This window comes from Kitasatospora aureofaciens (assembly GCF_001188955.3).
Taxonomy (GTDB): domain Bacteria; phylum Actinomycetota; class Actinomycetes; order Streptomycetales; family Streptomycetaceae; genus Kitasatospora; species Kitasatospora aureofaciens.
In genome coordinates this window covers 131418-156886 of record NZ_JPRF03000032.1, presented here as the reverse complement: position 1 = coordinate 156886, position 25469 = coordinate 131418, and the positions used below count along the sequence as shown (strand labels likewise).

Annotated in this window: 26 protein-coding genes; 13 read left to right on the top strand and 13 right to left on the bottom strand. The window is 72.4% G+C overall.

Going from position 1 to position 25469, the window contains the following annotated elements:
- Window positions 1-90 precede the first annotated feature (90 nt).
- Both HS99_RS21220 and HS99_RS21215 read right to left on the bottom strand, forming a co-directional pair.
- Window positions 91-297, bottom strand: coding sequence for a cold-shock protein (locus tag HS99_RS21220; protein WP_030281737.1), 207 nt, complete (start codon window positions 295-297; stop codon window positions 91-93).
- Window positions 298-621: 324 nt separating this feature from the next.
- The gene (locus tag HS99_RS21215; protein ID WP_030551137.1) at window positions 622-2832 is read right to left on the bottom strand and encodes an MMPL family transporter; all 2211 of its coding nucleotides are present in this window, start codon (window positions 2830-2832) and stop codon (window positions 622-624) included.
- Window positions 2833-3268: 436 nt separating this feature from the next.
- Here HS99_RS21215 and HS99_RS21210 point away from each other — a divergent pair, with 436 nt between their 5' ends.
- The 3 genes from HS99_RS21210 (at window position 3269) to HS99_RS21200 (ending at window position 6317) form a co-directional block, all read left to right on the top strand.
- Window positions 3269-4162 carry a phosphotransferase enzyme family protein gene (locus HS99_RS21210; RefSeq protein ID WP_030551139.1) on the top strand — a complete coding sequence of 298 codons (894 nt, stop codon included), beginning with the start codon at window positions 3269-3271 and terminating at the stop codon, window positions 4160-4162.
- Between the two features lie 205 nt (window positions 4163-4367).
- Window positions 4368-5468 (top strand): polysaccharide deacetylase family protein, encoded by a 1101-nt coding sequence (locus HS99_RS21205; protein WP_078958664.1) that lies wholly within the window; start codon window positions 4368-4370, stop codon window positions 5466-5468.
- A 33-nt stretch (window positions 5469-5501) separates the two neighbouring features.
- On the top strand, window positions 5502-6317 hold the full coding sequence (locus tag HS99_RS21200; protein ID WP_030551143.1) for a YwqG family protein: 816 nt from the start codon (window positions 5502-5504) through the stop codon (window positions 6315-6317).
- A 3-nt stretch (window positions 6318-6320) separates the two neighbouring features.
- Here the strand turns inward: HS99_RS21200 and HS99_RS21195 are convergent, their stop codons facing one another.
- The 3 genes from HS99_RS21195 to HS99_RS21185 all read right to left on the bottom strand — a co-directional run bounded on the left by HS99_RS21195 (window position 6321) and on the right by HS99_RS21185 (window position 9265).
- Complete coding sequence (locus HS99_RS21195; RefSeq protein WP_030551145.1) at window positions 6321-6788, bottom strand: GNAT family N-acetyltransferase; 468 nt, start codon at window positions 6786-6788, stop codon at window positions 6321-6323.
- Window positions 6785-7519, bottom strand: a complete 735-nt coding sequence (locus tag HS99_RS21190; RefSeq protein WP_037828831.1) for an exonuclease domain-containing protein — start codon at window positions 7517-7519, stop codon at window positions 6785-6787. Before HS99_RS21190 ends, HS99_RS21195 begins: the two co-directional genes overlap by 4 nt.
- A 471-nt stretch (window positions 7520-7990) precedes the next feature.
- Entirely contained in the window at window positions 7991-9265 is a 1275-nt protein-coding gene (locus HS99_RS21185; protein WP_094742868.1) for a DUF5919 domain-containing protein, read from the bottom strand.
- Window positions 9266-9647: 382 nt separating this feature from the next.
- Between HS99_RS21185 and glgX the strand changes: the two genes are divergently transcribed.
- From glgX to treZ, 3 genes are all read left to right on the top strand, one after another.
- Entirely contained in the window at window positions 9648-11795 is a 2148-nt protein-coding gene (gene glgX / locus HS99_RS21180; protein ID WP_030281756.1) for a glycogen debranching protein GlgX, read from the top strand.
- A 72-nt stretch (window positions 11796-11867) separates the two neighbouring features.
- Window positions 11868-14351, top strand: a complete 2484-nt coding sequence (gene treY / locus HS99_RS21175; RefSeq protein WP_051746737.1) for a malto-oligosyltrehalose synthase — start codon at window positions 11868-11870, stop codon at window positions 14349-14351.
- 2 nt (window positions 14352-14353) lie between these two features.
- Window positions 14354-16084, top strand: coding sequence for a malto-oligosyltrehalose trehalohydrolase (gene treZ, locus HS99_RS21170; RefSeq protein WP_030551148.1), 1731 nt, complete (start codon window positions 14354-14356; stop codon window positions 16082-16084).
- A gap of 4 nt (window positions 16085-16088) precedes the next feature.
- Here the strand turns inward: treZ and HS99_RS21165 are convergent, their stop codons facing one another.
- Together HS99_RS21165 and HS99_RS21160 are read right to left on the bottom strand one after the other, a co-directional pair.
- Window positions 16089-16982, bottom strand: a complete 894-nt coding sequence (locus tag HS99_RS21165; RefSeq protein WP_030551150.1) for a transketolase family protein — start codon at window positions 16980-16982, stop codon at window positions 16089-16091.
- A gap of 54 nt (window positions 16983-17036) precedes the next feature.
- Window positions 17037-17744: a thiamine pyrophosphate-binding protein gene (locus HS99_RS21160; RefSeq protein WP_030551152.1), complete on the bottom strand. Its 708-nt coding sequence runs from the start codon at window positions 17742-17744 to the stop codon at window positions 17037-17039.
- Window positions 17745-17800: 56 nt separating this feature from the next.
- Between HS99_RS21160 and soxR the strand changes: the two genes are divergently transcribed.
- On the top strand, window positions 17801-18352 hold the full coding sequence (gene soxR, locus HS99_RS21155; RefSeq protein ID WP_046386780.1) for a redox-sensitive transcriptional activator SoxR: 552 nt from the start codon (window positions 17801-17803) through the stop codon (window positions 18350-18352).
- Window positions 18353-18395: 43 nt separating this feature from the next.
- Entirely contained in the window at window positions 18396-19319 is a 924-nt protein-coding gene (locus HS99_RS21150; RefSeq protein ID WP_030551154.1) for a phosphotransferase family protein, read from the top strand.
- 52 nt (window positions 19320-19371) lie between these two features.
- On the opposite strand, the gene HS99_RS21145 is transcribed toward HS99_RS21150, so the two are convergent.
- Window positions 19372-19893 carry a GNAT family N-acetyltransferase gene (locus HS99_RS21145; protein WP_030551156.1) on the bottom strand — a complete coding sequence of 174 codons (522 nt, stop codon included), beginning with the start codon at window positions 19891-19893 and terminating at the stop codon, window positions 19372-19374.
- A gap of 54 nt (window positions 19894-19947) precedes the next feature.
- Complete coding sequence (locus HS99_RS21140; RefSeq protein WP_030281773.1) at window positions 19948-20586, bottom strand: formylglycine-generating enzyme family protein; 639 nt, start codon at window positions 20584-20586, stop codon at window positions 19948-19950.
- A 108-nt stretch (window positions 20587-20694) separates the two neighbouring features.
- Between HS99_RS21140 and HS99_RS21135 the strand changes: the two genes are divergently transcribed.
- The 3 genes from HS99_RS21135 to zapE all read left to right on the top strand — a co-directional run bounded on the left by HS99_RS21135 (window position 20695) and on the right by zapE (window position 22242).
- Window positions 20695-21129: an SRPBCC family protein gene (locus tag HS99_RS21135; protein WP_030281775.1), complete on the top strand. Its 435-nt coding sequence runs from the start codon at window positions 20695-20697 to the stop codon at window positions 21127-21129.
- A 133-nt stretch (window positions 21130-21262) separates the two neighbouring features.
- Window positions 21263-21481: a hypothetical protein gene (locus HS99_RS46850; RefSeq protein ID WP_030551158.1), complete on the top strand. Its 219-nt coding sequence runs from the start codon at window positions 21263-21265 to the stop codon at window positions 21479-21481.
- On the top strand, window positions 21478-22242 hold the full coding sequence (zapE, locus tag HS99_RS21130; RefSeq protein WP_050366837.1) for an AFG1/ZapE family ATPase: 765 nt from the start codon (window positions 21478-21480) through the stop codon (window positions 22240-22242). The genes HS99_RS46850 and zapE overlap by 4 nt, the downstream gene beginning before the upstream one ends.
- Here the strand turns inward: zapE and HS99_RS21125 are convergent.
- The 4 genes from HS99_RS21125 to HS99_RS21110 form a co-directional block, all read right to left on the bottom strand.
- Window positions 22209-22403: a hypothetical protein gene (locus tag HS99_RS21125; RefSeq protein ID WP_030551160.1), complete on the bottom strand. Its 195-nt coding sequence runs from the start codon at window positions 22401-22403 to the stop codon at window positions 22209-22211. The two genes, zapE and HS99_RS21125, sit on opposite strands and share 34 nt — an antisense overlap.
- 295 nt (window positions 22404-22698) lie before the next feature.
- Complete coding sequence (locus HS99_RS21120; protein WP_141763778.1) at window positions 22699-23148, bottom strand: hypothetical protein; 450 nt, start codon at window positions 23146-23148, stop codon at window positions 22699-22701.
- A gap of 223 nt (window positions 23149-23371) precedes the next feature.
- Entirely contained in the window at window positions 23372-23650 is a 279-nt protein-coding gene (locus HS99_RS21115) for a hypothetical protein (protein ID WP_030551169.1), read from the bottom strand.
- On the bottom strand, window positions 23647-24039 hold the full coding sequence (locus tag HS99_RS21110) for an ATP-binding protein (protein WP_030551171.1): 393 nt from the start codon (window positions 24037-24039) through the stop codon (window positions 23647-23649). The genes HS99_RS21115 and HS99_RS21110 overlap by 4 nt, the downstream gene beginning before the upstream one ends.
- A 248-nt stretch (window positions 24040-24287) precedes the next feature.
- Between HS99_RS21110 and HS99_RS21105 the strand changes: the two genes are divergently transcribed.
- A complete protein-coding gene (locus HS99_RS21105) occupies window positions 24288-25157 on the top strand; it encodes a helix-turn-helix domain-containing protein (protein WP_030551173.1) in 870 nt (289 codons plus the stop codon).
- Window positions 25147-25350 (top strand): DUF397 domain-containing protein, encoded by a 204-nt coding sequence (locus HS99_RS21100; protein WP_043388336.1) that lies wholly within the window; start codon window positions 25147-25149, stop codon window positions 25348-25350. Before HS99_RS21105 ends, HS99_RS21100 begins: the two co-directional genes overlap by 11 nt.
- Window positions 25351-25469 lie beyond the last annotated feature (119 nt).

Genomic DNA, 25469 nt, shown 5'->3' with positions numbered 1-25469 from the left:
GGCGGCATGAGCGGGGGCCCGCACCGTCGAGCGGTGCGGGCCCCCGCTTCACGGGATCACAGGGGATCGCGCATCAGCGTGAAGCTGACGTCAGGCGATGACCTGGATGTTCTCGCCCTGCGGGCCCTTCTGGCCCTGGGTGACGTCGAACTCGACGCGCTGACCCTCGACGAGCTCACGGAAGCCCTGGGCGACGATGTTCGAGTAGTGGGCGAAGACGTCCGGGCCGCCGCCGTCCTGCTCGATGAAGCCGAAGCCCTTTTCGCTGTTGAACCACTTCACGGTGCCGGTAGCCATAACCGTCTCCTCCTATTGGGGCATCAGGGATCCACACCTCGTGAATCCCCAAGTAGCCGCGATCCCCATCCGGAGACTGAAACACCGGACAAAACAAATGCGCCTGTTGGTTGGTACCAGCAGGCGCACACACACGTTCATGGGAACCAAAACTGCAACTGCTTCGACTGTAGCACGGTCGCACCCCGATTGACCGGGGACTTTTGTGCCCGACAGATCACGTTTGACGCTGCCGGAAAACGGGGAGCGGCGCCCCGCCGGAGCGGGGCGCCGCCTGGTGTTCGGCCGCCGTTCAGACCTTGATCGGAAACGGCCGCACGTCGGTCATCGCCGGCCGACCGGCTCCGCCGGCACGGTGGTGCCGACCCGCGGGGCCGGGCCCCCGCCGTGGCCCGGGCGGGCGTCCGCACCGTGTCCGGGCCACCAGGCCTTGTTGCCGATCAGCGCGGTGAGCGCCGGCGTGAAGAACATCGCCATCACGAAGGCCGCCAGCACGATGCCGAAGGCCATCGCGAAGCCGAACTCCAGCATGAAGGTGTTGCCCGCGAGCATGAAGGTCCCGAACGAGGCCGCCAGGATGAAGCCGGCCGCCGCGACGGTCGGGCCGCCGTGGCGCAGCGCCTCGCGGGCCGCCTCGCGCGGGGAGCGGCCCTCGCGGGCCTCCTCGCGCAGCCGGGCGATGATCAGGATGTTGTAGTCCGTCCCGATCGCCACCACGAAGAGGTAGATCAGGATCGGCATCATGAACATCAGGCCGGTCTCGTGGCCGATCTTCTGGAAGAGCAGCGTGGTGGCACCGAGGGTGGCGCCGAAGCCGAGGCCGACCGAGGCCATCAGGTACCAGGGGGCGACCACGCTGCGCAGCTGGAGCGCCAGGATGAGCAGGATGAGCAGCCCGGCGATCGGGAAGACCAGCTTGTAGTCGTGGGTCATCGCCAGGTTGATGTCCTTGAACACCGAGGTCAGGCCGGCGACCTTGGCCTCGGTGCCGGCCGGGGCCTGCGCGTGGGCGACGGTGCGCAGCTCGGTGACGGTGTCGATGGCCGCGTTGCTGGAGGGTTCGTCCTTGAGCATCACGGTGAACTGCGCGGTGGTGCCGTCGGCGCTGACGGTCTTGCTCTGGCCGTCGGAGGCGGTGCTGGGCAGGATCACCTGGGCGACGCCGGGGACGCCCTGGAGCTTGTCCCCGTAGGCCTTGAAGGAGGCCGGGTCGAGCTTCTTGCCGTCGGTGCTGCTGAGGTAGACCTGGCTCGGGTCGGCCGCGCCCTTGGAGAAGGCGGTGGACATCGTGTCCTGGACGACCATCGACTCCGCGGTCTTGGGCATCGAGCTGCCGGCCATGTCGAACAGGCCGTTGTAGCTGAGGGCGCCGAAGGTCAGGGCGACCAGCACGCCGCCGGAGGCGATGGCGGTGAGTGCCGGGCGCTTCTCGACGACCCGGCCGATCGCGGTGAAGCGCGCGTCGCTGGGCTCGCGCATCCACTTCTTGCCGGGCCAGAAGACGGCCCGGGCCGGGATGACGGCGAGCAGGGCCGGGGCCAGGGTGACGGAGGCCAGGGCGGTCACGACGACGGCGATGGCCAGCGCCGGGCCGAGGGCCTGGAACATGCCGAGGCTGGAGAGGATCAGCGCGGCGAAGGCGATGGTGACGGCGCCGGCCGCGGAGGCGATCGCCTCGCCGACCCGGCCGACGGCGTTGGCCACGGCCTCCTTGCGGTCGTCACCGGCCCGCAGCCGCTCGCGGTAGCGGAAGGCGAGGAAGAGGAAGTAGTCGGTGCCGACGCCGAGCACGACGACGATGAGGATCGCCATCAGGATCGGCGTGCTCTTGAGGTCGAAGGCCTTGGTGGCGTAGTTGATCAGCCCCATCGAGGTGGGGAGTCCGATGATCAGCGAGACCACGATCGGCAGCAGGCCGGCCAGGATGCTGCGGAAGATGATGCCGACGATCACGATGACCAGCAGCAGGGTGGCCATGGTGATGATGCCCTCGGCCGAGCCGGAGGCGTCCTTCTGGTCCAGGGCCTGTGCGGCGGATCCGCCCAGCTGGAACTTCAGGTCGGTGCCGGTGGCCAGTGCCTTGCCGTCGTCGCGCAGTGCCTTGGCGACGTCCGATATCAGGTTCTGGTCCTGCTGCTTGGCCTTGTCGATGGAGACCAGGGCCATCCCGTACTTCTGGTCCTGCGAGTAGCCCATGTCCTTGGTCGGCGGGATGATCTTCACCACGCCGTCGATCTTCTTGTCCGTCAGGTCCTGGACGAGCTTGCCGATCGCGGCCTTGTCACCGTCGGTGAAGGCGGCGCCGTCGTTGCGCTCGAACAGGGCGAGGGCGTCCGGCGTGAAGGCGGACGGGAAGGCCCGTGCCTGCACCTCCGCGGCCTGGATGGACTCGTAGTGCCTGGGCAGGAACGACGCCTCGTCCGCCTGGGAACTGACCTTGGGCGCCGAGATGAAGATGGCGATCATCGCGACGACCCACGCCGCGATCACCCACCAGGCGCGGCGGACGACGAAGTGTCCTAGTCGGTGGAACATGCTCGATGCCTCCTGGGCATGGTTCACCGCAGCCCTTGGGGGACGGGACGCTGGGCGACGGCAGGACCGGGCGGGCCACGCACGCTGGCGTTCCCTAGCCGGTCGGCAGGTAAGTAGGTCTGGGCGTCATCCTACGAGTACGTGCTTGCCGCGCGGCAAGGAAGCCCCCGTCGTCCAACCCCCGTTGCGGGCCGCCCCGAACGGCCCCGACCCATTCTCTCCCGGCCGCAGTTCCCTTGACCTCGTGCTCCGGGTGGAGTCTTCTCCCCCTCAGGGTGGAGCCCGCCCCCTACCTCCGAGGAGGAGGCATCAGGGTCCCCGGGTAGGGAAAACCCCACCCCGCCCCCCGGGACCAAGGTCCCGGCCCCGCCCCGTGCGCCATGATGATCTCCGTCCGGAGCCCTCCGGACGGACGACGGCGGAACGGAGCCCAGCCATGATCCCCTTCGACGAGGACCGCGCCCGGCTGCTGCTCGCCCACGCCTGCGAGTCCGCCGGACTCCCCGCCCCGGGCGACGCCCGGCTGCTCGCGCTCGGCGAGAACGCCGTCTTCGACCTCGGCGACCCGGCCGTGGTCGCCAAGGTCGGCCGCGGCCCCGAACTGTACGACCGGGCGCACCGCGAGCTGACCGTCGCGCACTGGCTGGCCGGGCAGGACGTGCCGGTGGTCCGCCCGTACGAGGCGGTGGTGCCCGAACCGCAGTCGGCCGACGGTCACCCGGTCACCTTCTGGCACCGGCTCGCCCCCGCCGTCCGTCCGGCCCGCCCGGCCGACCTCGCCCCGCTGCTGCGCGCCCTGCACCGGCTGCCGCTGCCGCCCTTCCCGCTCGGCCGCCGCGACCTGCTGGCGCCGGTCGAGCGTTGGCTGGCCTCCGCCGAGGGGCACGTCGACCCTGCGGACGTCGCCTTCCTGCGCCACCGTCGGGACGCCTTCGAGGCCGCCCTGCCCGACCTCGTGCCGCGACTGCACCCCGGAGTGATCCACGGTGACGCGCTGCCCCGCAACGTCCACGTCGGCCCGGACGGGCCGGTGCTGCTCGACCTGGAGAACGTCTCGCGCGACCTGCGCGAGCACGACCTGGTGGTCCTCGCGCTCAGCCACGACCGCTACGGCGTGCCGGGCGAGGAGTACCGGGCGTTCACCGAGGCCTACGGCTGGGACGTACGGGACTGGCCCGGCTTCGCGGTGCTGCGCGGGGCCCGGGAGACCGCCAGTGCCTCCTGGGTCGCCCAGCAGGCGGCCGGGAACCCGGCGGCGCTCGCCGAGTTCGGCCGCCGGGTCGCCTCGCTCCGCGAGGGGGCTACCGAGGTGCGGTGGTACCCGTTCTGAGCGGGCGCACCGCTGCTCCTTCTACGGGGCGCACCGCTACTCCTTCCGAGCGGTGGACGCAAACCCGGCCCGGTGTGAGAAGCCTCTTAGGCCGGACCGGTCCGGCGCGCAACCGGGGCACGTACGATCGGCGTCCTGTCACCCAGTCGTCCTGACCGATGGACCGATGGATCGGCACCCTTCCCGCCCCTCAGGAGCCGCCGCCATGCACCGGAACGCCGCCCGCCGCCGCCCCGCCCACCCGATACGTCCAGCCCGTCCAGCCCGTCCGGTCCGTCCGGCGCGCCCGGCCGCCGGCCGCAGTCGGCTGGTCGCGGGCTGCATCGCGGTGGCCGCCGTCCTGGGCCTGTCCGCGTGCGGCACCGCCAGCGGGGCGCTGCAGCCGACCACCGCCGCGGCCACCCCCGGCTCCGCCTCTCCCCAGCAGCAGCCGACCGGCACCGCGGCCTCCACCACCGCGCCCGCCACCGGCTCGGACGGTGCCACCGGCTCCGGCCCGGCCGCCCCGTCGGCCGCCGCGAAGCCCGGCACGTCCGGCGTGTCCGGCACGTCCGGCACGCCCAGCGCGTCCGGCACGTCCGGCACGCCCGGCGCGTCCGGCACGCCCAGCGCGCCGGCCCAGCCCGCGGCCACCGCCCGGACCACCTCCCCGGCCACCACCCCGGCCACCGGCACGCCCGCCCCGCCGCCCGCCCACCCCGGGACGGCGACCAAGGTGATCGGCTCCACCGCCTCCGGCGGCCGCACCGTCGCGCTCACCTTCGACGACGGCCCCGGCCCGGCCACCGGCCAGATCCTCGATCTGCTCGCCCAGTACCACGTCAAGGCCACCTTCTGCGAGATCGGCCAGAACGCCGCCGCCAACCCGGCCCTGGTCAAGCGGGTGGTGGCGGAGGGCCACCGGCTCTGCGACCACAGCGTCCACCACCCCCAGCCGTTCGAGAAGCTCTCCCACGACAAGGCGGTGTACGAGATCGGCGCCGCCCACGACATGATCGTCAAGGCCGGCGGGCCCAGCACCGAGGTCAGCTGGTTCCGCGCGCCCGGCGGCGGCTTCGACGCCGACAACGAACACATCGCGGCCGGGCTCGGGATGTCCTCCCTCGGCTGGTCCGTGGACCCGCGCGACTGGGCCCGCCCCGGCGCGCCCGCGATCGTCTCCACCGTGCAGCAGCAGCTCAAGCCCGGCGGCGTGATCCTCATGCACGACGGCGGCGGCGACCGCAGCCAGACCGTCGCCGCACTGAAGCAACTGCTGCCCTGGCTCGTCGCCCAGGGGTACACCTTCGACCTCCCCGCCGCGTAAGGGAGTTCGACGACGGGCCTAGGCTTGGGCGCCGTGACCCACACCGCGCCCGCGCCCAGCCCTGCCGAACTCGCGGCCGCCGTCCCCGGCCTCGCCGAGTACCTGCGGCCCGCCACCCTGCTCAACCCGTACGCCGCGCAGCCCGTGCCGGGGGCGAGCGGCATCGGCGGCCCGGCGCTGTGGGCGGTGGGCGCACCCTGGCCGCACTGCACCGCCAGGCACCCGGAGGACGAGTACCTGATCCCCCGCAGTGCCCCGGTACCCCCCACCGTCCCAACGGCTCTGATCACGCTCGCGCACCTGCGGGCCGAGGACGCGCCGCACCTGCCGTGGCCGGAGGGCACCGACCTCCTCCAGGTGCTCTGGTGCCCCAACGACCACGACGACATCCAGGGCGAGCGGTTCTACTACGGCCCCGCCGTCGAACTGCACTGGCACCGAGCCGCCGACCTCGCCCCGGCCACTCCTCCGCCGCCCCGGTGCAGCCAGGAGGATTACTACCTGCCGCAGCCGTGCGCGCTGCGCCCCGAGCAGGTCCTCGACCTGCCCGACCGGGACGAGCTGCAAGAGGAACTCGCCTACGCCGTCAGGGAGTTCACGGCGCGGCAGGGCATCGAGTACCAGCGCGACCACGGCCGCGCGGACGGCTGGAAGCTGGGCGGCTGGCCGTCCTGGCACTCCACCGACCTCGTCCCGATCGACTGCGGCCGCTGCGGCGAGCGGATGAACCACCTGCTGACGGTGGAGAGCGGCGGCGACCCTGGTCTGTGCGTCGGGCGGCACGGCGAACTGCACGTGTTCGTCTGCCCGGTGGACGTGACGCACCCGGTGGGGCTGGACCTTCAGTAGCGGTCAGGGCAGGCGCAGCCGGTAGACCTGGCGCGAGCCGCCCTCCGGTCCGGGCTCGGCGGCCTCGGCGGGCGTGAAGCCCAGCCGCTCGTAGAACGTCCGGGCGCCGCTGGTCACCGCGCCGGGGTGGTCGGGGCCGAAGGTGACCACCTCGACCGCGGCCGGGGCGCGGACGTGCCTGCGCAGCGCGTCCTCCACCAGCGCCCGGCCGATGCCCGTACCGCGGGCGCGCTCGGCCACCACCAGCCAGTGCAGGTGGTGCAGCGGGGGCCCGCCGCCGAACAGCAGGCCGCCGAGCAGGCCCCGGTCGTCCGCCACGACGGTCGCGCTCCCCCGGCCGACGGACCTCTCCACCGCGCGGTGGAAGCCGGGTTCGGCCACCATCGGCCCGAACCAGTGCTCGACCTCGGCGGCGAGGGCGAGGAAGCCGGGCAGGTCCCCGGGCCGGGCCGGGCGTACGGCCGCGGTCATCCGGTCGGCCCCGGCAGCTGCTGCTCGGACACTCTGGACGGCCAGCGCGGATCCACCACCGCCAGCGGGTCCTTGCCGCGGCGCAGCCAGGCCTGGAGGCCCTCGGCCCACTCCCGGTACCAGCCGATCTGCCGGGCGTGCAGTTCGGCCGGCGCCACCTCCCCCACCTCGGCCGGGTAGCGCCCGGCCAGCGCGACGGCGACCCGTACGGCGGCCAGCGCGTCACTGCCCGCCTCGTGGGCGTCCGTCAGCTCCACCCCGTACACCTCGCACACCCGCTGCAGGGTGCGGGAGCCCTTGCGGTACCTGTCCACGGCCCGGTCGATCACCAGCGCGTCCAGCACCGGCCCGACCGGCCGGCCGAGGCGCTCGGCGAGCGTCGGCAGCCCGTACCGGCGCAGCTCGGCGTCGAGGAGCGAGAGGTCGAACGGCGCGTTGAAGGCCACCACCGGCCGCCCGTCCGCGATCCGCGCGCACAGCGCCGCGGCTATCTCCTCCACCGCCTCCTTGGCCTGCCGCCCCCTGCTGCGCGCCAGCGCGTCTCCGATCCCGTGGATCGCCTCCGCCTCGGCGGGGATCGGCACCCCGGGATCGAGCAGCCAGTTGGCGGCCTCCACCCGGACGGCGCCGACCGTGTCCACGAGCGCGGCCGTGACGATGCGGTCCACGGCCGGGTCGGTGCCCGTGGTCTCCAGGTCGAAGCCGACCAGTGGCTGCTGCCACCAGCTCATCAGGTGTGTCCTTCCGTCCTCCAGCGAAACAGCCCCCATCATCACCCGCCCCACCGACAACCCGACCGCCCGGGGAGGCGTCCCGGCTGCTCCGCGGCCTTGAACCGCCGTCGGCGGGCTCCGGCGGTCCTGCACCGCTGGGCGACGCCGGGCACCGACGGCTTCCCCGGCTTCCTGCTGTCGACGCCGTTCGAGGGGCCGGAGTTCGGGGCGCGTTCCTACCGCGCCCCGGTTCCCGGCCGACTCGGTCTCCCGGGCCTCGGGCGCCTGCCGCCCGATGGCTGTCCGGACGTCGCACACCCTCCACCCGTCAACTCGCCGGGCCCGCGGGGGTCGGGCCGGCTCCCGGTGCATGGTGACGTCGATCGGGTCCTCGTGGACGACCTCGAAGCCGTGTCGTGCGTCCAGACGGGGAGGCTGTTCACGGCCCGCAGTGTTCCACCGGCGGCGGCCCGCCGACCACGGGATGTCTCACGATACGTTGCGGGAGTCCGCCCAGATCCCCTCGAACTCCTCGCGGTAGACCTCCAGCAGCCCCGGTTCGGTGCCGCCCGGCTGCTGGCCGGCTCCGCCGCGCAGGATCAGGGCCGGGGACTCCATGCCGCGGGAGCGGCGCAGGTAGGGCTGGATGACGCCGAGGTCGCGGCTCTGCCGGCGGCCGGCGACCGGGCCGGTGGGGCGGGGGCCCTCGACCAGGTAGGCGGTGAAGCGCGGGGTCTCGTCGAAGACCCGGATCTCGAAGCCGCCCTGGTCCCGCAGCCGGGCCCGGACCCTGCGCACGTGCATGATGTTCATCTCGATGGATCGGGACAACTCGCCGCGGGACAGGCCGAGTTCCCGCTCGCGGCGGCGTACGGCGCTGCTCGCCGGGTTGAGGAACAGCAGCCGCACCCGGCAGCCCTCGCCGGCCAGGCGGACGAGCCGCTTGCCGGTGTAGTTCTGGCAGAGCATGCCGAGGCCGATGCCGAGGGCGTCCAGGCGGCGGGCGCCGTCGAGCAGGTCCTCGACGGGCAGGTCGCGCTGCAGCCGGACCCGGTCGGCGTGCACCGCGACCACGTCCGCGTAGCGCCCGGCGACGAGCGACTCCACCACGTCGGCGGGCACCCCGCCCGCCCCGCCGTCGAGGACGGCGAGCAGCCGGGCGGCGGCGCGTTCGGTCTGGGCCAGCACGGTCTGGGTGAGCACCCGGTTGCGGGAGACCACGTGCCGGGCCACTTCCAGCTCGTCCAGGGCGAGTTCGATCTCGCGCCGGTCGGCGAGGTAGGGCTCGAAGCAGGGCCAGTGCTGCACCATCAGTTCGCGCAGCTGGGGCAGGGTGAGGAAGACCAGCGGGTCGTCGTCGGCCGGGTCGAGCAGGTAGCCCTTGCGGCGGCTGACCTCGCGCACCGCGCCGGCCCGGTGGGCCCATTCCTCCCCGGCCGGTCCGGCGGCGGCGGTGACCCAGTCCTCGCCGTGGGCGGGGGCGTAGATGGGGTGCAGCACCTCGTCGACGAGGGAGCGCAGCCGCTGTTCGACCAGGTTGAGCCAGACGTAGGCGCGACCGGAGAGCCGGACCCGCTGGTAGGCGTCCTCCCACTCGCCGGCCGACCAGGCGAGCGCGGGGACCTCGACGGGGCCGCCCTGGGCCGGCACCAGGGCGCGGCCGGTCATGGTGGGGCGCATGACGACCGTGGGCGCCTCGCTGCGGGCACCGCCCCGGTCGGGGCCGTCGGGCCCGGAGCCTCGCCCGCCAGCGGGGAACACCATGCGCCACCTCATCTGCGGCTGACCCCCGCGGGCGCGGGGTCCGTTGACGGGCCGTTGACAAGCACCGGTCGGCCGGGGCGGCCGGACGATCAAGGGTACTGCCCGCCGAGAGCCGCCCGCAGCCGGTTGGCCGAGGGGCTCGCGCGCACCACCCGCCCCATTCTTCACAGGATTCGCCGCTGGACACCCGTTCGGACTAACCCCGGCACTATCTCCCGGCCGTCGGGGAAGGGCTCGGGGAGTATTGCGGGCTGTGCCGTGCGTCACGGCGCGCGAGCGTCGCACATGCCCGACCACCCGGCCGGGAAGAGAGCGCACGGGTCCGGGCAGATCGTCGGACTATAAGCCAGTTTCCGTACAGCATAGGGAAGTTGAGGACGTCATGCAGGTCTGGCCCGGTAAGCCCTACCCCCTCGGCGCCACCTACGACGGGGCCGGCACCAACTTCGCGGTGTTCTCGGAGAGTGCCGACCGGATCGAGTTGTGCCTGCTCGACGAGGACGGCTCGGAGACCGCCGTCGAACTGCGCGAGACGGACGCCTTCGTCCGGCACGCCTACCTCCCGGGCGTCCAGCCCGGCCAGCGCTACGGCTTCCGCGTGCACGGCCCGTACAACCCGGGCCTGGGCCAGCGGCACAACAGCGCCAAACTGCTGCTGGACCCCTACGCCAAGGCGATGAGCGGCCACATCGACTGGGACGAGTCCGTCTACGGCTACCACTTCGGCGCACCCGAGCGCCGCAACGACCTCGACTCGGCCCCCCACACCATGCACTCGGTGGTGATCAACCCGTACTTCGACTGGGGCACCGACCACCCGCCGCGCACCGACTACCACCGCACCGTGATCTACGAGGCCCACGTCAAGGGCCTCACCCAGCTGCACCCGGGCATCCCCGAGGAGATCCGCGGCACCTACGCGGGCCTGGCCCACCCGGCCGTCATCGAACACCTGGCCAAGCTCGGCGTCACCGCGATCGAGCTGATGCCGGTGCACCAGTTCGTCCGCGACCACCGGCTGCGCGACCTCGGCCTGGCCAACTACTGGGGCTACAACACCATCGGCTTCTTCGCCCCGCACTCCTCCTACTCCTCGGGCGGCGACCGCGGCCAGCAGGTGCAGGAGTTCAAGTCGATGGTCAAGGCGCTGCACGCGGCCGGGATCGAGGTGATCCTCGACGTCGTCTACAACCACACCGCCGAGGGCAACCACCTCGGGCCTACGCTGTCGCTGCGCGGCCTGGACAACGTCTCCTACTACCGCCTCGCCCAGGACCAGCGCTTCTACGAGGACACCACCGGCACCGGCAACAGCCTGCTGATGCGCAGCCCGCACGTGCTCCAGCTGATCATGGACTCGCTGCGCTACTGGGTCACCGAGATGCACGTGGACGGCTTCCGCTTCGACCTCGCCGCCACCCTGGCCCGGCAGTTCCACGAGGTCGACCGGCTGTCCTCGTTCTTCGACCTGGTCCAGCAGGACCCGGTGGTCTCCCAGGCCAAGCTGATCGCCGAACCCTGGGACCTCGGCGAGGGCGGCTACCAGGTCGGCAACTTCCCCCCGCTGTGGACGGAGTGGAACGGCATGTACCGGGACACCGTGCGCGACCTGTGGCGCGGCGAGAACGCCACCCTGGCCGAGTTCGGCTCCCGGCTCACCGGCTCCTCCGACCTCTACCAGGACGACGGCCGCCGCCCGATCGCCTCCATCAACTTCGTCACCTGCCACGACGGCTTCACCCTGCGCGACCTGGTCTCCTACAACGACAAGCACAACGAGGCCAACGGCGAGGACAACCGGGACGGCGAATCCTTCAACCGCTCCTGGAACTGCGGCGCCGAGGGCCCGACCACCGACCCGGCCGTCGAGGAGCTGCGGGCCCGCCAGCAACGCAACTTCATCGCCACCCTGATGCTCTCCCAGGGCGTGCCGATGCTCTCCCACGGCGACGAACTCGGCCGCACCCAGCAGGGCAACAACAACGCGTACTGCCAGGACAACGAGCTCACCTGGGTGCACTGGCCCGAGGGCGAGGGGCCGGAGGCCCGGCTGCTGGAGTTCACCCAGGGGATGATCTGGCTGCGCCGCGACCACCCGGTGTTCCGGCGCCGGCGCTTCTTCCACGGGCGGCCGGTACCCGGGGGGCACGGCGCCGGGGCCCCCGCCCCGAACGGCTACGACGACCTCACCGACATCGCCTGGTTCACCCCCGCCGGGGAGGAGATGACCAAGCGCAACTGGGGCGCCAGCTACGCCAAGTCGCTGACCGTCTTCCTGAACGGCTACGCCATCTCCGAGCCGGACCGGCGCGGCGGGCGGATCGTCGACGACTCCTTCCTGCTGATGTTCAACGCCCACTTCGAGCCACTGGAGTTCACCGTGCCCGCCGACCACGGACAGGAGTGGCAGATCGTGGTCGACACCGCCCAGCCCGAACTGCCCGCCCCGGGGACCGGCGCGCGGGTCAAGGCGGGGGACGCCCTGTGGCTCACCGACCGCTCGCTCATGGTGCTGCAGCGACCGGCCTGATCCCGCGTGCGCTCACCTGTTCGGGTCAACAGCGGGTCTTGGCGGCGGCCCCGGCCGGGTACCTATGGAGCTATGACCTCCGCCGCCGAGCCCGCGCAGCCCCGCCCGGCCGCTACCCGCCCCTGGTCACCGCCGACCCCGCCCCCCACCGCCTCCTACCGCCTCCAGCTCCAGCCCGGCTTCACCCTCCACGACGCCACCGCCGCCGTCCCCTACCTGGCCGCCCTCGGCGTCTCCCACCTGCACCTCTCCCCCCTGCTGGAGGCCGCCCCCGGCTCCACCCACGGCTACGACACCGTCGACCACACCAGGATCAGCGAGCAGCTCGGCGGCGAGACCGCACTGCGCGCCCTGGCCGCCGAGGCGCACCGGCACGGCCTGCGGCTTGTCGCCGACGTGGTGCCCAACCACATGGCCGTGCCCGTCCCCGAGCGCCTCAACCAGCCGCTCTGGCAGGTGCTGCGGGACGGCCCCGACTCGCCGTACGCGCGCTGGTTCGACATCGACTGGACCGCCCAGCCCGGGCCCGCCGACGCCCCCGGGCGCGGGCGGGTGCTGCTGCCGCTGCTCGGTGACCGGCTCGGCGCCGTCCTGGACCAGCTGACGGTGGACGGTGATCGGCTGCGCTACCACCGGCACGAGCTGCCGCTGCGCCCGGGCACCGAGCAGCTACCGCTGCCCGAGCTGCTCGCCCGCCAGTGGTACCGGCTGGCCTGGTGGCGCCTGGCCCGCACCGAGCTCAACTACCGGCGCTTCTTCACCGTCAACGAGCTGATCGCCGTCCGGGTCGAGGAGCCGGAGGTCTTCGCCGCCACCCACGCCGTGCTGCTGGGACTGCACGCCGACGGCGTCCTGGACGGCTTCCGGATCGACCACCCGGACGGGCTGGCCGACCCGCGCGGCTACCTGCGGCACCTCGCCGACGCCACCGGCGGCGCCTACGTCGTGGTCGAGAAGATCCTCACCGGCGAGGAGCGGCTGCCCCAGGACTGGCCGGTCGCGGGCACCACCGGCTACGACGCACTGCGCCGGATCGACGGCGTGCTCACCGACCGCACCGGCGCCTGCCGGCTGGCCGGGGCCTACGAGTCCTTCCTGCACGGCGGGCCGGTCCGCGACCTGTGCCAGGACCCGCACCCGGCCGTCGCCGCCGCCCGGCGCGGCCGGGCCGACATGACCGGGCCCGGCGGCGAGCTGACCTCCGAGGTCGAGCGGCTGGTCCGGATCGCGCTGCGGATCGGCGCCGCCGAGCCGGCCCACGCCGACCACGCGCCCGGGCAGCTGCGGGCGGCGCTGCGGCGGCTGCTCACCGACTACCCGACGTACCGGCCGTACGCGCGGCCCGGGGAGCCCGCCTTCGACGACCCGCTGCAGGCCACCCGCTCGCTCGGCCCGGACGGCCCCGCGGACGGCCCGGACGGCTCCGCGGACCCGACCGAGCGCCTGGTCGCCGCGCTCGCCCTCGGCGAGCTGGGCCGCAGCGCCGACAAGGACGAGTTCTGCGTGCGCTTCGCCCAGACCGCCGCCGCCGTGGCCGCCAAGGGCGTCGAGGACACCGCCTTCTACCGCTGGAACGCCCTGCCCGGCCTCAACGAGGTCGGCGGCGAGCCGGCCAGGCCCGGGGTGCACCCGGTCGAGTTCCACGACTGGTGCCGGTACCTGGAGCGCACCTGGCCCCACAGCATGACGGTGCTCTCCACCCACGACACCAAGCGCAGCGCCGACGCCCGGGCCCGGCTCGCCGTCCTCGCCGAGCAGCCCGATGCCTGGGCCGCCGAGGCCGCCGCCTGGTCCACCGCCGCCGGGCCGGGCTTCGACCGTGACGCCGACTGGGTGCTCTGGCACACCCTGGTCGCCGCCTGGCCGATCACCCCGGACCGGCTGGTCGCCGCCCTGCTCAAGGCCGCCCGCGAGGCCAAGCTGCACACCTCCTGGACGGCCCCCGACACCGGGTACGAGCAGGCCCTGGAGCAGCGGGCGCGTGCCGTCTTCGGCAACGCCGGACTGCTGCCCCGGATCGAGGGCCTGGTCCACTCCCTCGCCCCGTACGCCCGCTCCAACACGCTGGCCGCCGCCCTGCTGCACCTGACCGTCCCGGGCGTGCCGGACCTCTACCAGGGCAGCGAGGAGCCGCTGTACACCCTGGTGGACCCGGACAACCGCGGCGTGGTGGACCTCGGCGCGCTGGCCGTACGGCTCACCGACGCGGCCGCCCCGCGCCCCGGCGACCTCGCCCGGGAGAAGCTGCACCTGACCGCCACCGCCCTGCACCTGCGCCGCTCCGGCCCGCTCGGCGCCTACCGGCCACTGGCCGCGGCGGGCCCGGCCGGTGACCACCTGCTGGCCTTCGCCCGGGGCGAGGACGTGGTCACCGCGGTCACCCGGCTGCCCTACGGGCTGGCCCGGGCCGGCGGCTGGCGCGACGAGGTGCTGGAGCTGCCGGGCGGCGCCCCCTGGACGGACCAGCTGTCGCTGCGCAGCTTCCCGGCCGGGCCGGTGCCGGTGGCGGAGCTGCTGACGACGTACCCGGTGGCACTGCTGAGCAGGAGGGGCTGAGGATGTCGCGCTACGAGGTGTGGGCGCCGTACGCGACTCACCGCGTCGACGTCCAAGTGGGTGAAGCCATCCACGAGTTGGCCCGCTGCCCGGACCGGGACGGCTGGTGGACGGGCGAGGCCCCCGAGGGCGACTACTCCTTCCGGCTGGACGGCGGCCCACCGCTGCCCGACCCGCGCTCGCCCCGGCAGCCGCACGGCCCGGACGGGCCCAGCCGGGCGGTGGACCACGCCGCCTTCCGCTGGTCGCGGACCGGCTGGCACGGCCGCGCGCTGCCCGGCGCCGTGCTGTACGAGCTGCACGTCGGCACCTTCACCGCGCGCGGCACCTTCGACGCGGCCGCCGAACAGCTCGACCACCTGGTCGAGTTGGGCGTGGACTTCGTCGAGCTGATGCCGGTCTGCCCGTTCCCCGGCAGGCACGGCTGGGGCTACGACGGGGTGTCGCTGTGGGCCGTGCACGAGCCCTACGGCGGGCCGGAGGGCCTCAAGCGCTTCGTGGACGCCGCGCACCGCAAGGGCCTCGGGGTGGTGCTCGACGTCGTGCACAACCACCTCGGCCCGTCCGGCAACCACCTTCCGGCGTACGGCCCGTACTTCACCGACCGGCACCACACCCCGTGGGGCTCGGCGGTCAACCTGGACGCGCCCGGCTCGGACGAGGTGCGCGCCTACCTGATCGGCAGCGCACTGGCCTGGCTGCGCGACTACCGGATCGACGGCCTGCGGCTGGACGCCGTGCACGCCCTGGCGGACGACCGGGCCGTCCACTTCCTGGAGGAACTCTCCCACGCGGTCGAGAGACTGGCGGTCGCGAGCAACCGGCCGCTGTTCCTGATCGCCGAGTCCGACCTCAACTCCCCGCGCACCACCGACGCCCGCGAGGCTGGCGGCCAGGGCCTCACCGCCCAGTGGAGCGACGACTTCCACCACGCCCTGCACTGCGCGCTCACCGGCGAATCCCAGGGCTACTACGGGGACTTCGCGCGCCAACCGCTCGCCGCGCTGGCCAAGACCCTGCGGCGCGGGTTCTTCCACGACGGCACCTGGTCCTCCTTCCGCGAGCGCACCCACGGACGGCCGTTCGGCCCCGGCGGCGGCCACCGGCTGCTCGGCTACCTCCAGACCCACGACCAGGTCGGCAACCGGGCGCTCGGCGACCGGATCTCCACCTCACTGCCCGCCGGGCGGCTGGCCTGCGGGGCCGCGCTGGTGCTCACCTCGCCGTTCACCCCGATGCTGTTCATGGGCGAGGAGTGGGGCGCCGCCACCCCCTGGCAGTACTTCACCGACCACACCGACCCGGACCTCGCGGAGGCCGTCCGGCAGGGCCGGCGCCGGGAGTTCGCCGAGCACGGCTGGGCCGCCGAGGCCGTCCCGGACCCGCAGGAGCCGGCCACCGTACTGCGCTCGGTCCTCGACTGGACCGAGGCCCGGCGCGCCCCGCACGCCGAACTCCTCGGCTGGTACCGGACCTTGATCCGGCTGCGGCGCGAACGCCCCGAGCTGGCCGACCCGGACCTCGGCGCGGTGCGGGTCGACTTCGACGAGGCGGCGGGCTGGCTGGTGGTGCACCGGGGGCCGTACCGGGTGGCGGTCAACCTCGGCCGGGGCGGGGCGGTGCTGCCACTGGCGGCCGCCGGGCGGGAGGTGGTGGCGGCCTTCGGGGCGGCCGCCCTGGAGGGCGGGGCGGTGCGGCTGGACGCCGACTCCGTCGCCGTCGTGAGCACCTGACCGCTCACCAGAGGAAGGTGGCGATCCGCTCCTTGAGCGAGGCGGCGTCCAGGCCGTACGCGGCCAGGTGCTCGGCCATCGAACCGTAGTGCCGGTGCTCGCCCCGCGGCACGCCCAGGGCCAGCACCCGGTGCGGGTGGTCGGCCAGCGCGGCGTGCGCCTCGTTCGCCGAGGTGCCCTCCAGGTACGGCTCCACCAGCACCACGTCCGTCCGTTCGCCCAGTGCGGCGCGCAGCCCGGCGGTGTCGAAGGGGCGCACCGTCGCCGCGTACAGCACGGTGACGTCCAGGCCCTCGGTGGCCGCCAGCACCGCGTCCAGCATCGGGCCGACGGCCAGCACCACACCGCGCGAGCCGGTGCGCACGGTGGCGAAGCGGCCGGGCTCGACCGGGACGGGCGCGGCGTTCTGGTGGTTGGAGAGCCGGACGTACACGTTGCGGTCGCCGTCGGCGACGGCGTGGCGCAGCAGCTGCTCGGCCTCCTCCGGGTGGCCGGGAACGTGCACCGTCCAGTCCGGGAGGGTGTCCAGCAGGGCGACGTCGCCCGGGGACATGTGGGTGCGACCGGCGGCCGGGTTGTCGTAGGAGCCGCCCGCGCTGACCAGGACGGCGCCGACACCCTGGTGGACCAGGCTCAACTTCAGCTGCTCGAAGGGCCGTTCGACGAGGAAGCTGGCGAAGGTGTGGGCGATCGGACGCATGCCGCTGAGCGCCAGGCCACCGGCCGCGCCGATCAGCAGCTGCTCGCGGATGCCGACGTTGACCACCCGGTCGGGGTGGCGCTCGCGGGCGGGCTCGAAGGCGGCGGCGGTGATGTCGGCGAGCACCACGGCCAGCCGGGGGTCCTCGTCCAGGAGACGGGTGGTGACGTCGACGAAGCGCTCGCGCATGGTGTCCATCGGTGACGTGCCTTTCACTTTCGTGGTGCTGGCTGGATCAGGGGCTTTCGGGGATCAGGAGTACTTCGGCTCGACCCGGGCGACCACCACGTGCGGGCGGCCCGGGTGCGCGGTGGTGTAGGCCCGGTGCAGCGCCTCGTGGTCCCGGCCGTCCACCGTCGCGGTCGACCAGCCCTCGGCGGCGAACCGCTGGGCGATCCCGCCCTGCCAGCCGTGGGTGGCCGAGGAGTTGTCGATCACCACCGCGTGCAGCCGGTCCAGCCCGTAGGCGCCGGCGAAGGCCATCGCCTCGTGGTTGGAGCCCTCGTCGAACTCGGCGTCGCCGAGCAGCACCCACACCGCCGGGTCGGTCAGCCCCTGCGCCCGCAGGCCGAGCGCGGTGCCGACGGCCAGCGGCAGGCCGTGCCCGAGCGAACCGGAGGAGATCTCCACGCCGGGCAGCAGGGTGCGGTCCGGGTGGTAGCCCAGCGGCGAGTCGTAGCCGCCGAAGCTCGGCAGCACGGCCGGGTCGATGAAGCCCTTGGCGGCCAGTACGGCGTAGTAGGCCATCGGGCCGTGCCCCTTGGAGAGCAGGAACCGGTCGCGGTCCTGCTCCTCGGCGGTGTCCGGGGTGACCCGCAGCACCCGGTCGTACAGCACCCAGAGCGCGTCCAGCGTGGAGGTGGCCGCGACGTCGTGCTTCTCGTCGCCGGTCATCAGGGCCATCAGCGGCTGGAGGTCCTCGAAGCGGGCCGGGGCCGCCGTCTCTGTCTTCGTCGTCATGAACCGATCGTGCAACTTAAAGCGAGCTTGAGGTCAAGCGGCTACAGTGAGCCCCCATGACCGCGATTCCCGACGGCGGCCGCACCACCGGCCCGCGCTCCGGCGACCTGCTCACCATCGGCCAGCTGGCCGCGCGCAGCGGCCTGGCCGCCTCCGCGCTGCGCTACTACGAGAGCCTCGGCCTGATCCACGCCACCCGCACCTCCGGCGGCCAGCGCCGCTACCTGCGCGGCACGCTGCGCCGGATCGCCTTCGTCCGGGCCGCCCAGCGGGTCGGACTCTCCCTGGACGAGGCCCGGGTCGCCCTCGACCGGCTGCCCGAGCGCCCCGCTCCCAGCGGCGCCGAGTGGACCGCCGTCGCCGCGTCCTGGCAGGGCCGGATCGACGAACAGATCGCCGAACTCGAACTGCTCAAGGCCAAACTGACCGGCTGCATCGGCTGCGGCTGCCTCTCGCTCACCCGCTGCGCCCTCTACAACGCCGACGACCGGGCCGCCCAGGCCGGCCCCGGCGCCCGCTACCTGCTCACCCGCGACCCGGCCACCGGTCCGGAACCCGCCCCGGCGGACGTCCCGGGCGGCGGCGGCCGCCGTGACGACACGCCCTGAAAAGCCTTTGCCGCAGGGCGGTCGGCGTGCGTACCGTGGCGCCGTGCTGCCCCCGGTCGAGACGGACGAGCAGTGGGACGCGGTCGTCCCCGACGAGTCGGTGATGCGCCCGGGCGCCGAGGCGCTCTGCGCGCGACTGGGCCTCGGCGGGCGGCCGTTGACCCGCTTCGCGGAGGGGTCCGTCCCGGTCTACGCGGTCGGCGAGGAACACGTGCTCAAGCTGTTCCCGGCGGCCAGCGCCGGGGACGGCCTGGCCGAGCAGCGCGTCCTGACCTTCCTGGAAGGCGCCCTGCCGATCCCCACCCCCGCCGTCCGGGCGGCGGGCGAGTACGTCAACGGCTGGCGCTACGTCCTGATGTCCCGCCTCCACGGCGAGGGCCTCGCCCCCGCCTGGCCGCGCATCCCCCGGGCCGGCCGCGAGCGGATCGCCCGCGACTGCGGCGAGGCGCTCGCCGCCCTGCACTCCCTCGACGCCGCGCCGCTCGCCGGCGCCCTCGCCCCCGGCGACTGGCCCGCCTTCCTGGCCCGGCAGCGCGCGGGCGCCGTCGACCGGCAGCGCGAACGCGGGCTGCCGGCGGCGTGGTTGGAGCAGATCCCCGGGTTCCTCGCCGCCACCCCGCTGCCGACCGCGCCACAACGGTCCCTGTTGCACACCGAGTTCATGCGCGAGCACCTGATCGCCGACCCGACCGGCCACTGGCGGCTCACCGGGCTGATCGACTTCGAGCCCGCGATGATCGGCGATCCGGCCTACGACCTGGTCGCCGTCGGCCTCTTCACGACCCGCGCCGACCCGCAGCTGCTCGGACAGCTGCTCACCGCCTACGGCCGCCCGTTCGAGCCCCGGCTGCTGATGGCGTACACGCTGCTGCACGTGTACAGCAACCTGCCGTGGTACCTGCGGGAGTTGAGGCCCTCGGCGCGGACCCTGGACGGCCTCGCCGAAGAGTGGTTCGGGGTCGCCTGAGAGCCTTGAGCCAGGACCTCTGACTCAGGACCTCTGACTCAGGACCTCGGGTTCAGGGCCTCAGGTCGGTGCGCAGCAGCCCGTAGAACACCCCGTCGCGCCACTGCCCGGCCCGGAAGTTCACCGCACGGTGGACACCCTCCCGGGTGAAGCCGACCTTCTCCAGGGCGCGCTGCTCCGCGATGTTGTCGACGTCCGTGTCCGCCTCCACCCGCATCGTCGGCGTGTGTGCGAACAGGTAGTCCACCAGGAGCCGTTGGGCCTCGGTGCCGATCCCCCGTCCGCGTGCCTGCGGCATCAGCTGGATACCGATGCTCCAGTACGGCGCCGTCGGCAGCATCCCCTTCCGCCTGGCGGCGACGAAGCCGCAGAACTCTTCGCCGGCCACGACCGCGAAGATCCACTGGTCGTCGCCGAGCAGCCCGTGCTCCGCCCACCGGCGCCGGAAGCGCTCCGGGTCCCGCCAGCCGAACCACTGGAACTCGCCCACCACCTCGGGGTCGTTGACCAGCCGACCGAAGGCGGGGAGGTCGGCTTCGGCTATCGGACGCAGGGATACCGCTTCATCGTTCACGCAGGCGCCAACGCGCGGACCGCCGAGGGGGTTCCGCCGGGTGTCCGCCTGGTTCTACGCCCCTGCCGACCGCGCGAGCCGGAAGCCCACGTCGTCGATCCGCAGGGTCGGGTGGCTGCGGCGGCGGACGGAGGCGCGGCAGCTCCAGTGCTCGTCGAACCAGCCGCCGCCGCGCAGGACGCGGTAACTGCCGTACACCTCGGGGTCGTACAGCTCCCAGCACCACTCCCACACGTTGCCGAGCAGGTCGTACAGCCCGTAGGCGTTGGGCCGCAGCTCTCCGACGGAGTGCGGGCGCTCGCCCGAGTTGCCGCGGTACCAGGCGATCTCGTCCAGCGGACCGTAGCGCGGCCCGTCCGTCCCGGCCCGGCAGGCGTGCTCCCACTCGGCCTCGGTCGGCAGCCGGTAGCCGTCGGCGCTGCGGTCCCAGGAGACGTCCTCGCCGTCCACCCGGTAGGCGGGCGCCAGCCCCTCGCGCCGGGACAGCTCGTTGCAGTAGCGGACGGCGTCCAGCCAGGACACGCTGTGCGCGGGGCGACGGTCGCCCGCGACGCCCTCGTACTGCTCACGGGTGACCGGACAGACCGCCAGCTCGAACGGGGCCACCTCCACGCCCCAGGTCCGCTGGGTACGGCGGTCGGAGAGCATGACGCGGCCGGGCGGCACGGCGATCAGTCCGGTACTCGGTTCCATGATCGACGATCCTACGGGCCGCCCCGATCGGCCTGTCCCCTGGCGCGGTGATCTGATGTCACATCAGAATGAGTGGCTTTGGCCAACGGACGGAAGGCGGCAACGACCATGGCGGTCCTGACAGTCAGCACAGTGGTGGAGGCTCCCGCGGAGCGGGTGTGGGAGCTGGTCGGGGACTTCCACGCCCTCGGCGACTGGCACCCCCACCTGCCGCCCAGCCGGCTCGGCAACGGCCTGGCGGGCAACGCGATCGGTTCGGTCCGGGTCTTCGAGCTGCCCGACGGCGTCGTCCTGCACGAGACGCTGCTCGCCTACGACGACGAGGCCCGCAGCTACACCTACAGCTTCCCCGACGGCACCTTCCACTTCGACGGCTACCGCGCCACCCTGCGGGTCACCCCGGTGACCGAACTGGCCGCCAGCTTCGTGGAGTGGAGCGTCCGGTACGACATCGAGGCCGAACACCGCAAGGACTCCACCGAACGCGTCCACGGCGTCTTCACCACCGGCCTCGCCGGCCTGCGCGAGCGCTTCGCGAGCTGAGCGGGCCGAGCGGGTCGGCGAGCCGAGCGCGTCCGGCGGGTGCTCGCCCCGCCGGACCCGCTCGGCGTTCCCATCGTCGTCGACGAACACCTGTTGATCTTGAAGGTCCGACGCCCTGCCAGGGTCCGGACCCGTGGCGGACAGGGCCCGGAAGCAGTACGAGGCGATGCGTGGACACTTCCACCGGACCGCCGAACAGCACGGATTCACGCTCGACCCCGCCCAGGAACTCCCGGTCGAGCGAATCAGCCGACTGGCCGGCGAACTGGCCCACCCGGCCTGGCGGCTGCGCCGCACGCCGCGTCGCCTCTACCTCTGGGCCCGGTCGGCCGCGGCAAGAGCTGGCTGGTGAACACCTTCCTCGACGGGCCGACGATCAGGCTGATCGAGGAGCGGATGGACGTGCTCGACGTCTCCGGGCCGGTCGACTTCCGGCGGCAGTCCCGGCCGGACGACGCCCACGGGTTCGCCCTCGGCGCCCGCCTCCATCCCGGCGACGAAACCCCGGCCGGTCTCACCCCACCCCGGCCGTCGGAAGCGGGTGCGGTCGTCGCCCACCACCGTGAGCTGCCGGCCCGGGCCGTCCACGACGACCACGTGTGGTTCGGCTTCCAGGAGTTGTGCGAGGGCGGCACCTCCGTCACGGACTACCTGGCGGTCGCCGACCGCTTCCCCACCATCGCCCTGGACGCCGTCCCACCGCTCACCGACGCGTCCCCCGACGGCCGGCGCCGCTTCGCCAATCTGGTCGACGTCTGCTGCGACCGCGACATCGGCCTGATCCTCATCGGCGCCGACCCCCTCGCCGCCTCCCCACCGACTCGACCCTCATGCGCGACCTCGACCGCACCGCCAGCCGCCTCGCCCTCCTCCGCCAGCCGGCCCAGGAGGCCACCCGCTGAGCAATCGGCGAATCGTGGCGGAGCAGATACCCACGACGGCGAGAAGGGTCTCCCCCGCCGTTCGCGTGCCGCGAGTTCGATCCGATCGGCCACGCAAACGGAGTGGATCCCCTCGGCCGCATTCGGCCGAGGGGATCCACTCCATTTCGACGGACCCGGCGCCCGCCACCGGTTCGATCAGATGCTCTGGTCGGGGTTGGCCGGCAGGTAGAAGTTCCAGCTGCCCTGACCGTGGTGCTGCCCGTCCGGGGAGTTGGGAGAGGGGCAGGCCCCGTTGTCCGAACGGCCGTTCCACCACAGGGAACAGCAGTTGTTGCAGAACCGCCAGTTGTCCTGGAAGGCGGTGATGTTGTCGTCATTGGGAATGGACATAGGGGTCCTCATTTCAGAGATTCTGAACATCTCGAACCCATGAACGATCGGCGCGATCCGAAAAACCTGCACATGGAGCCCGAGATCCGGTCGGACGCAGATTACTCCCGCGAGCCAATGATTCGCGCACGTCACGCCTACGTGTTGAAAATGGCTTATCTGCAATGATTTTCACTGTCGCGATAATTTCAGGATCGGCCGACAATCCACAAAAGAGTTTGTCCATCACGGTCGGACCATTTTTGCTCCACCGTTAACCGGCTGAAAACTGCCCGCCGCGCCGTTTTCCCGACCCTTAATGGGCCGCCTCGACCAGCGGGAACCAGCCCGCCACCGAGGCCACCGCGGCCAGCCACCCGGGAGCGACCGCCGTCCGGCCGCACTCAGGCCCCCGGGCCCGCTGGAACGCGGCGATCAGGGTGGTGACCGCCGCGACCGGCATGAAGAGGTAGGCGAGGCACCAGACCCAGCCACACAAGGGCAGCACCGCAAGGAATCCGATGATCAGTAGCGGCACCCATACGGCGGCGACGGTGAAACCCGCTGCCGCACAGGCGACCCGGAAGCGGTCCTCGCGGCGGCAGAAGACCGGCGCCGTACAGACGACGGCGGTCAGCAGCCCGACCGCGGACAGGAAGAGCGCGAAACTGACCCCGTACGCCCCGGCGATGAGCACCAGCGGCACCACGAACACCGCACACGCCATCCCGGCCAACCACCGCGCACTTGCGGGAACCGCGGCCACCCGCCACCTCCTTTGAACGCGTTCACAGGTAGCACGCTGAGGCGGTGCGATCAGGTGGATCCGGACTCGCGGACGGCGGCGAGCACACGTTGGCGGACCGCAGCGGAGGCGCCGGGCGGCCGACGCGCCAACTCCGCTTCCAGGCGCCGCCGTTCGGCACGCAGGAGGCGGCCGACCGGCGCGCGGGAACAGTGCCGGAACCACCAGTCGCGGAAGCGGTAGATCACGCCGGCTCCCCTTCGGCAGTGTTCGCCCAGCTGATGCGCAACTCGCAGTCGCCGAAGGGGAGGGCGAGGTACGGGTTCGCGGCGAGGTGGCGAATGACGTTGCGTTCGGCGCAGGGGCCGGCGAGGGCGCGCTCCAGGATCTCGCGCTGGAGCGGGGACATCGGGCGGAAGCAGATCGAGTTCCAGAGGGATTCGAGGCCGTCGGGGCTGAGGGTGCGGACCGACGGGGGCCTCACGCCGGGGACTTCGACGCGGATCTCGTGGTCGGCCCTCACGCGGCCACCTCGCCCCAGACGATCTTGCCCACGGGTCGGCGCGGGCAGCAGCCCCAGCGCTTGGTGAGGGAGTCGACGAGGTGGAGCCCTCGCCCGGTCTCGCCGTCGAGACCGGGCGAGGACAGGGCGGGGAGGCGGTCGCCCCGGGCGTCGTGGACCTCGATGCGGAGGCGGGTGGGGTCGACGTCGAGGGCGAAGTAGATGAGGTGGCCGATCGGGGTGCCGTGGAGGACGGCGTTGGTGACGAACTCGGTGGTGACGACGAGCCCGGAGTCGAGGAAGCGGTCCCCGTTCGGAGTGGAGGAGAGGAGGACGGAAAGCCGCTGACGCGCGATGGCGGGCGAGCGGCGGCTGCGCGGGAGCCAGATGGTGGAGGAGTTTCGAGACATGGCGAAGTCACCTTCCAGGGAGAGGGGTTGAAGCCATGCGACGACCGGGCGAAGGCAAGGGAATGCCCGGCAGTAGGTCCGTTCCGGTCACTCAGGAAACCCGAAGGGCTACTCGCTGTAGCATGCGCTGCGATGGCTTCGTTACGCAAGCGCATCGTCGCGCAATTGCGCAGAGCCGCAAGACTCTTGTGATCAATTGGGGAGGTGGCAGACTGTGACTCGACGTCAACCAAGAGGGAGCGACGAGCATGGACAGTCCAACCGTGCTGCGCCGTAGGCTTGGCTCCGAGCTGCGACGATTGCGCGATCGGGCTGGGCTTCAGGCCAAGGCCGTTGCGGACGAGCTCGGGTTCAGCGCGACAAAGGTGTCGCGGATCGAGTCCGGTCAGACGACGCTGAAGGAATCCGACGTTCGCGCGATGCTCGAACTGTACGGCGTCAGCGACGAGGCCGAACTGCGCCAGTTCATCTCTCTGACCCGCCGCAGTACGCAACGCGGCTGGTGGCACGACTACGGCGACACACTGCCGGATTGGTTCCAGACCTACGTCGGTCTGGAGGCTGACGCTGCACGAATCCGGTCCCACGAGACAGAGTTGATTCCCGGACTGTTTCAGACGCCCGACTACTCTCGTGCAATCTTCCGTGCCTCCCTCGCCGGACAGGACGGCGACATAGAGGGCACGATCGGTCGACGGTCGCGGCTCAGGATGCAGCGCCAGGAGATTCTCCGCCGACCGAACCCACCCGAGATCCATGCGGTTCTCAACGAGGCCGCTTTGAGCCGCCCGGTCGGAAGCCACGGCGTCATGCACGAGCAGATCCTGCATCTGTTGAAGCTCGCAGCAGAGCCCAGCATCTCCATCCAGGTACTGCCACTCAGCGCTGGCGCTCACGCAGCGATGAGCATGCCGTTCCACCTTCTCTCCTTCGCGGACGTGCCGGGTCAGATCGTCTATGTCGAAGCACTGACCAGCAGCCTCTACTTGGAGCGGGAATCCGACATCGCGCGCCACGAGTTCGTCTTCGAGCAACTGGCCAAGACCGCGATGACTCCCCAGGATTCCGCTGCGTGGATGAATCAGCTACTGAAGGAGAGATATCGAAATGACAGCTGACCTGACATGGCGCAAGAGCAGCTACAGCGGCGGCGAAGGCGGCAACTGCGTCGAAGTAGCCGACGGCATCACCGGTCTCATCCCGGTCCGCGACAGCAAGGATCCCCACGGCCCGGCCCTCGGCTTCTCCCCTGCGGCCTGGCGAGCATTCGTGGCCGGCATCCGGGCCGGTGACTTCCCCAGCTCCCTCTGACCTCCGCTCTCACGGGCGGCTCCGCGTCACACGCGGAGCCGCCCGTTCAACGAACTTGTCCAAGCGGCTCGAGAGGACAACCGATGCGCGGCTACGAGCGGGCAAGTTCGAGCAAGTTC

Coding starts and splice junctions, on each gene's coding strand:
- treY (WP_051746737.1), top strand. CDS start 11,868: ATGACCTCCGCCGCCGAGCCCGCGCAGCCCCGCCCGGCCGCTACCCGC.
- soxR (WP_046386780.1), top strand. CDS start 17,801: ATGACCGCGATTCCCGACGGCGGCCGCACCACCGGCCCGCGCTCCGGC.
- glgX (WP_030281756.1), top strand. CDS start 9,648: ATGCAGGTCTGGCCCGGTAAGCCCTACCCCCTCGGCGCCACCTACGAC.
- HS99_RS21165 (WP_030551150.1), bottom strand. CDS start 16,982: ATGGACACCATGCGCGAGCGCTTCGTCGACGTCACCACCCGTCTCCTG.
- HS99_RS21205 (WP_078958664.1), top strand. CDS start 4,368: ATGCACCGGAACGCCGCCCGCCGCCGCCCCGCCCACCCGATACGTCCA.
- HS99_RS21140 (WP_030281773.1), bottom strand. CDS start 20,586: ATGGAACCGAGTACCGGACTGATCGCCGTGCCGCCCGGCCGCGTCATG.
- HS99_RS21135 (WP_030281775.1), top strand. CDS start 20,695: ATGGCGGTCCTGACAGTCAGCACAGTGGTGGAGGCTCCCGCGGAGCGG.
- HS99_RS21210 (WP_030551139.1), top strand. CDS start 3,269: ATGATCCCCTTCGACGAGGACCGCGCCCGGCTGCTGCTCGCCCACGCC.
- HS99_RS21190 (WP_037828831.1), bottom strand. CDS start 7,519: ATGAGCTGGTGGCAGCAGCCACTGGTCGGCTTCGACCTGGAGACCACG.
- HS99_RS21105 (WP_030551173.1), top strand. CDS start 24,288: ATGGACAGTCCAACCGTGCTGCGCCGTAGGCTTGGCTCCGAGCTGCGA.
- HS99_RS21215 (WP_030551137.1), bottom strand. CDS start 2,832: ATGTTCCACCGACTAGGACACTTCGTCGTCCGCCGCGCCTGGTGGGTG.
- HS99_RS21125 (WP_030551160.1), bottom strand. CDS start 22,403: ATGTCCATTCCCAATGACGACAACATCACCGCCTTCCAGGACAACTGG.
- HS99_RS21185 (WP_094742868.1), bottom strand. CDS start 9,265: ATGGTGTTCCCCGCTGGCGGGCGAGGCTCCGGGCCCGACGGCCCCGAC.
- treZ (WP_030551148.1), top strand. CDS start 14,354: ATGTCGCGCTACGAGGTGTGGGCGCCGTACGCGACTCACCGCGTCGAC.
- HS99_RS21220 (WP_030281737.1), bottom strand. CDS start 297: ATGGCTACCGGCACCGTGAAGTGGTTCAACAGCGAAAAGGGCTTCGGC.
- HS99_RS21195 (WP_030551145.1), bottom strand. CDS start 6,788: ATGACCGCGGCCGTACGCCCGGCCCGGCCCGGGGACCTGCCCGGCTTC.
- HS99_RS21100 (WP_043388336.1), top strand. CDS start 25,147: ATGACAGCTGACCTGACATGGCGCAAGAGCAGCTACAGCGGCGGCGAA.
- HS99_RS21160 (WP_030551152.1), bottom strand. CDS start 17,744: ATGACGACGAAGACAGAGACGGCGGCCCCGGCCCGCTTCGAGGACCTC.
- HS99_RS21110 (WP_030551171.1), bottom strand. CDS start 24,039: ATGTCTCGAAACTCCTCCACCATCTGGCTCCCGCGCAGCCGCCGCTCG.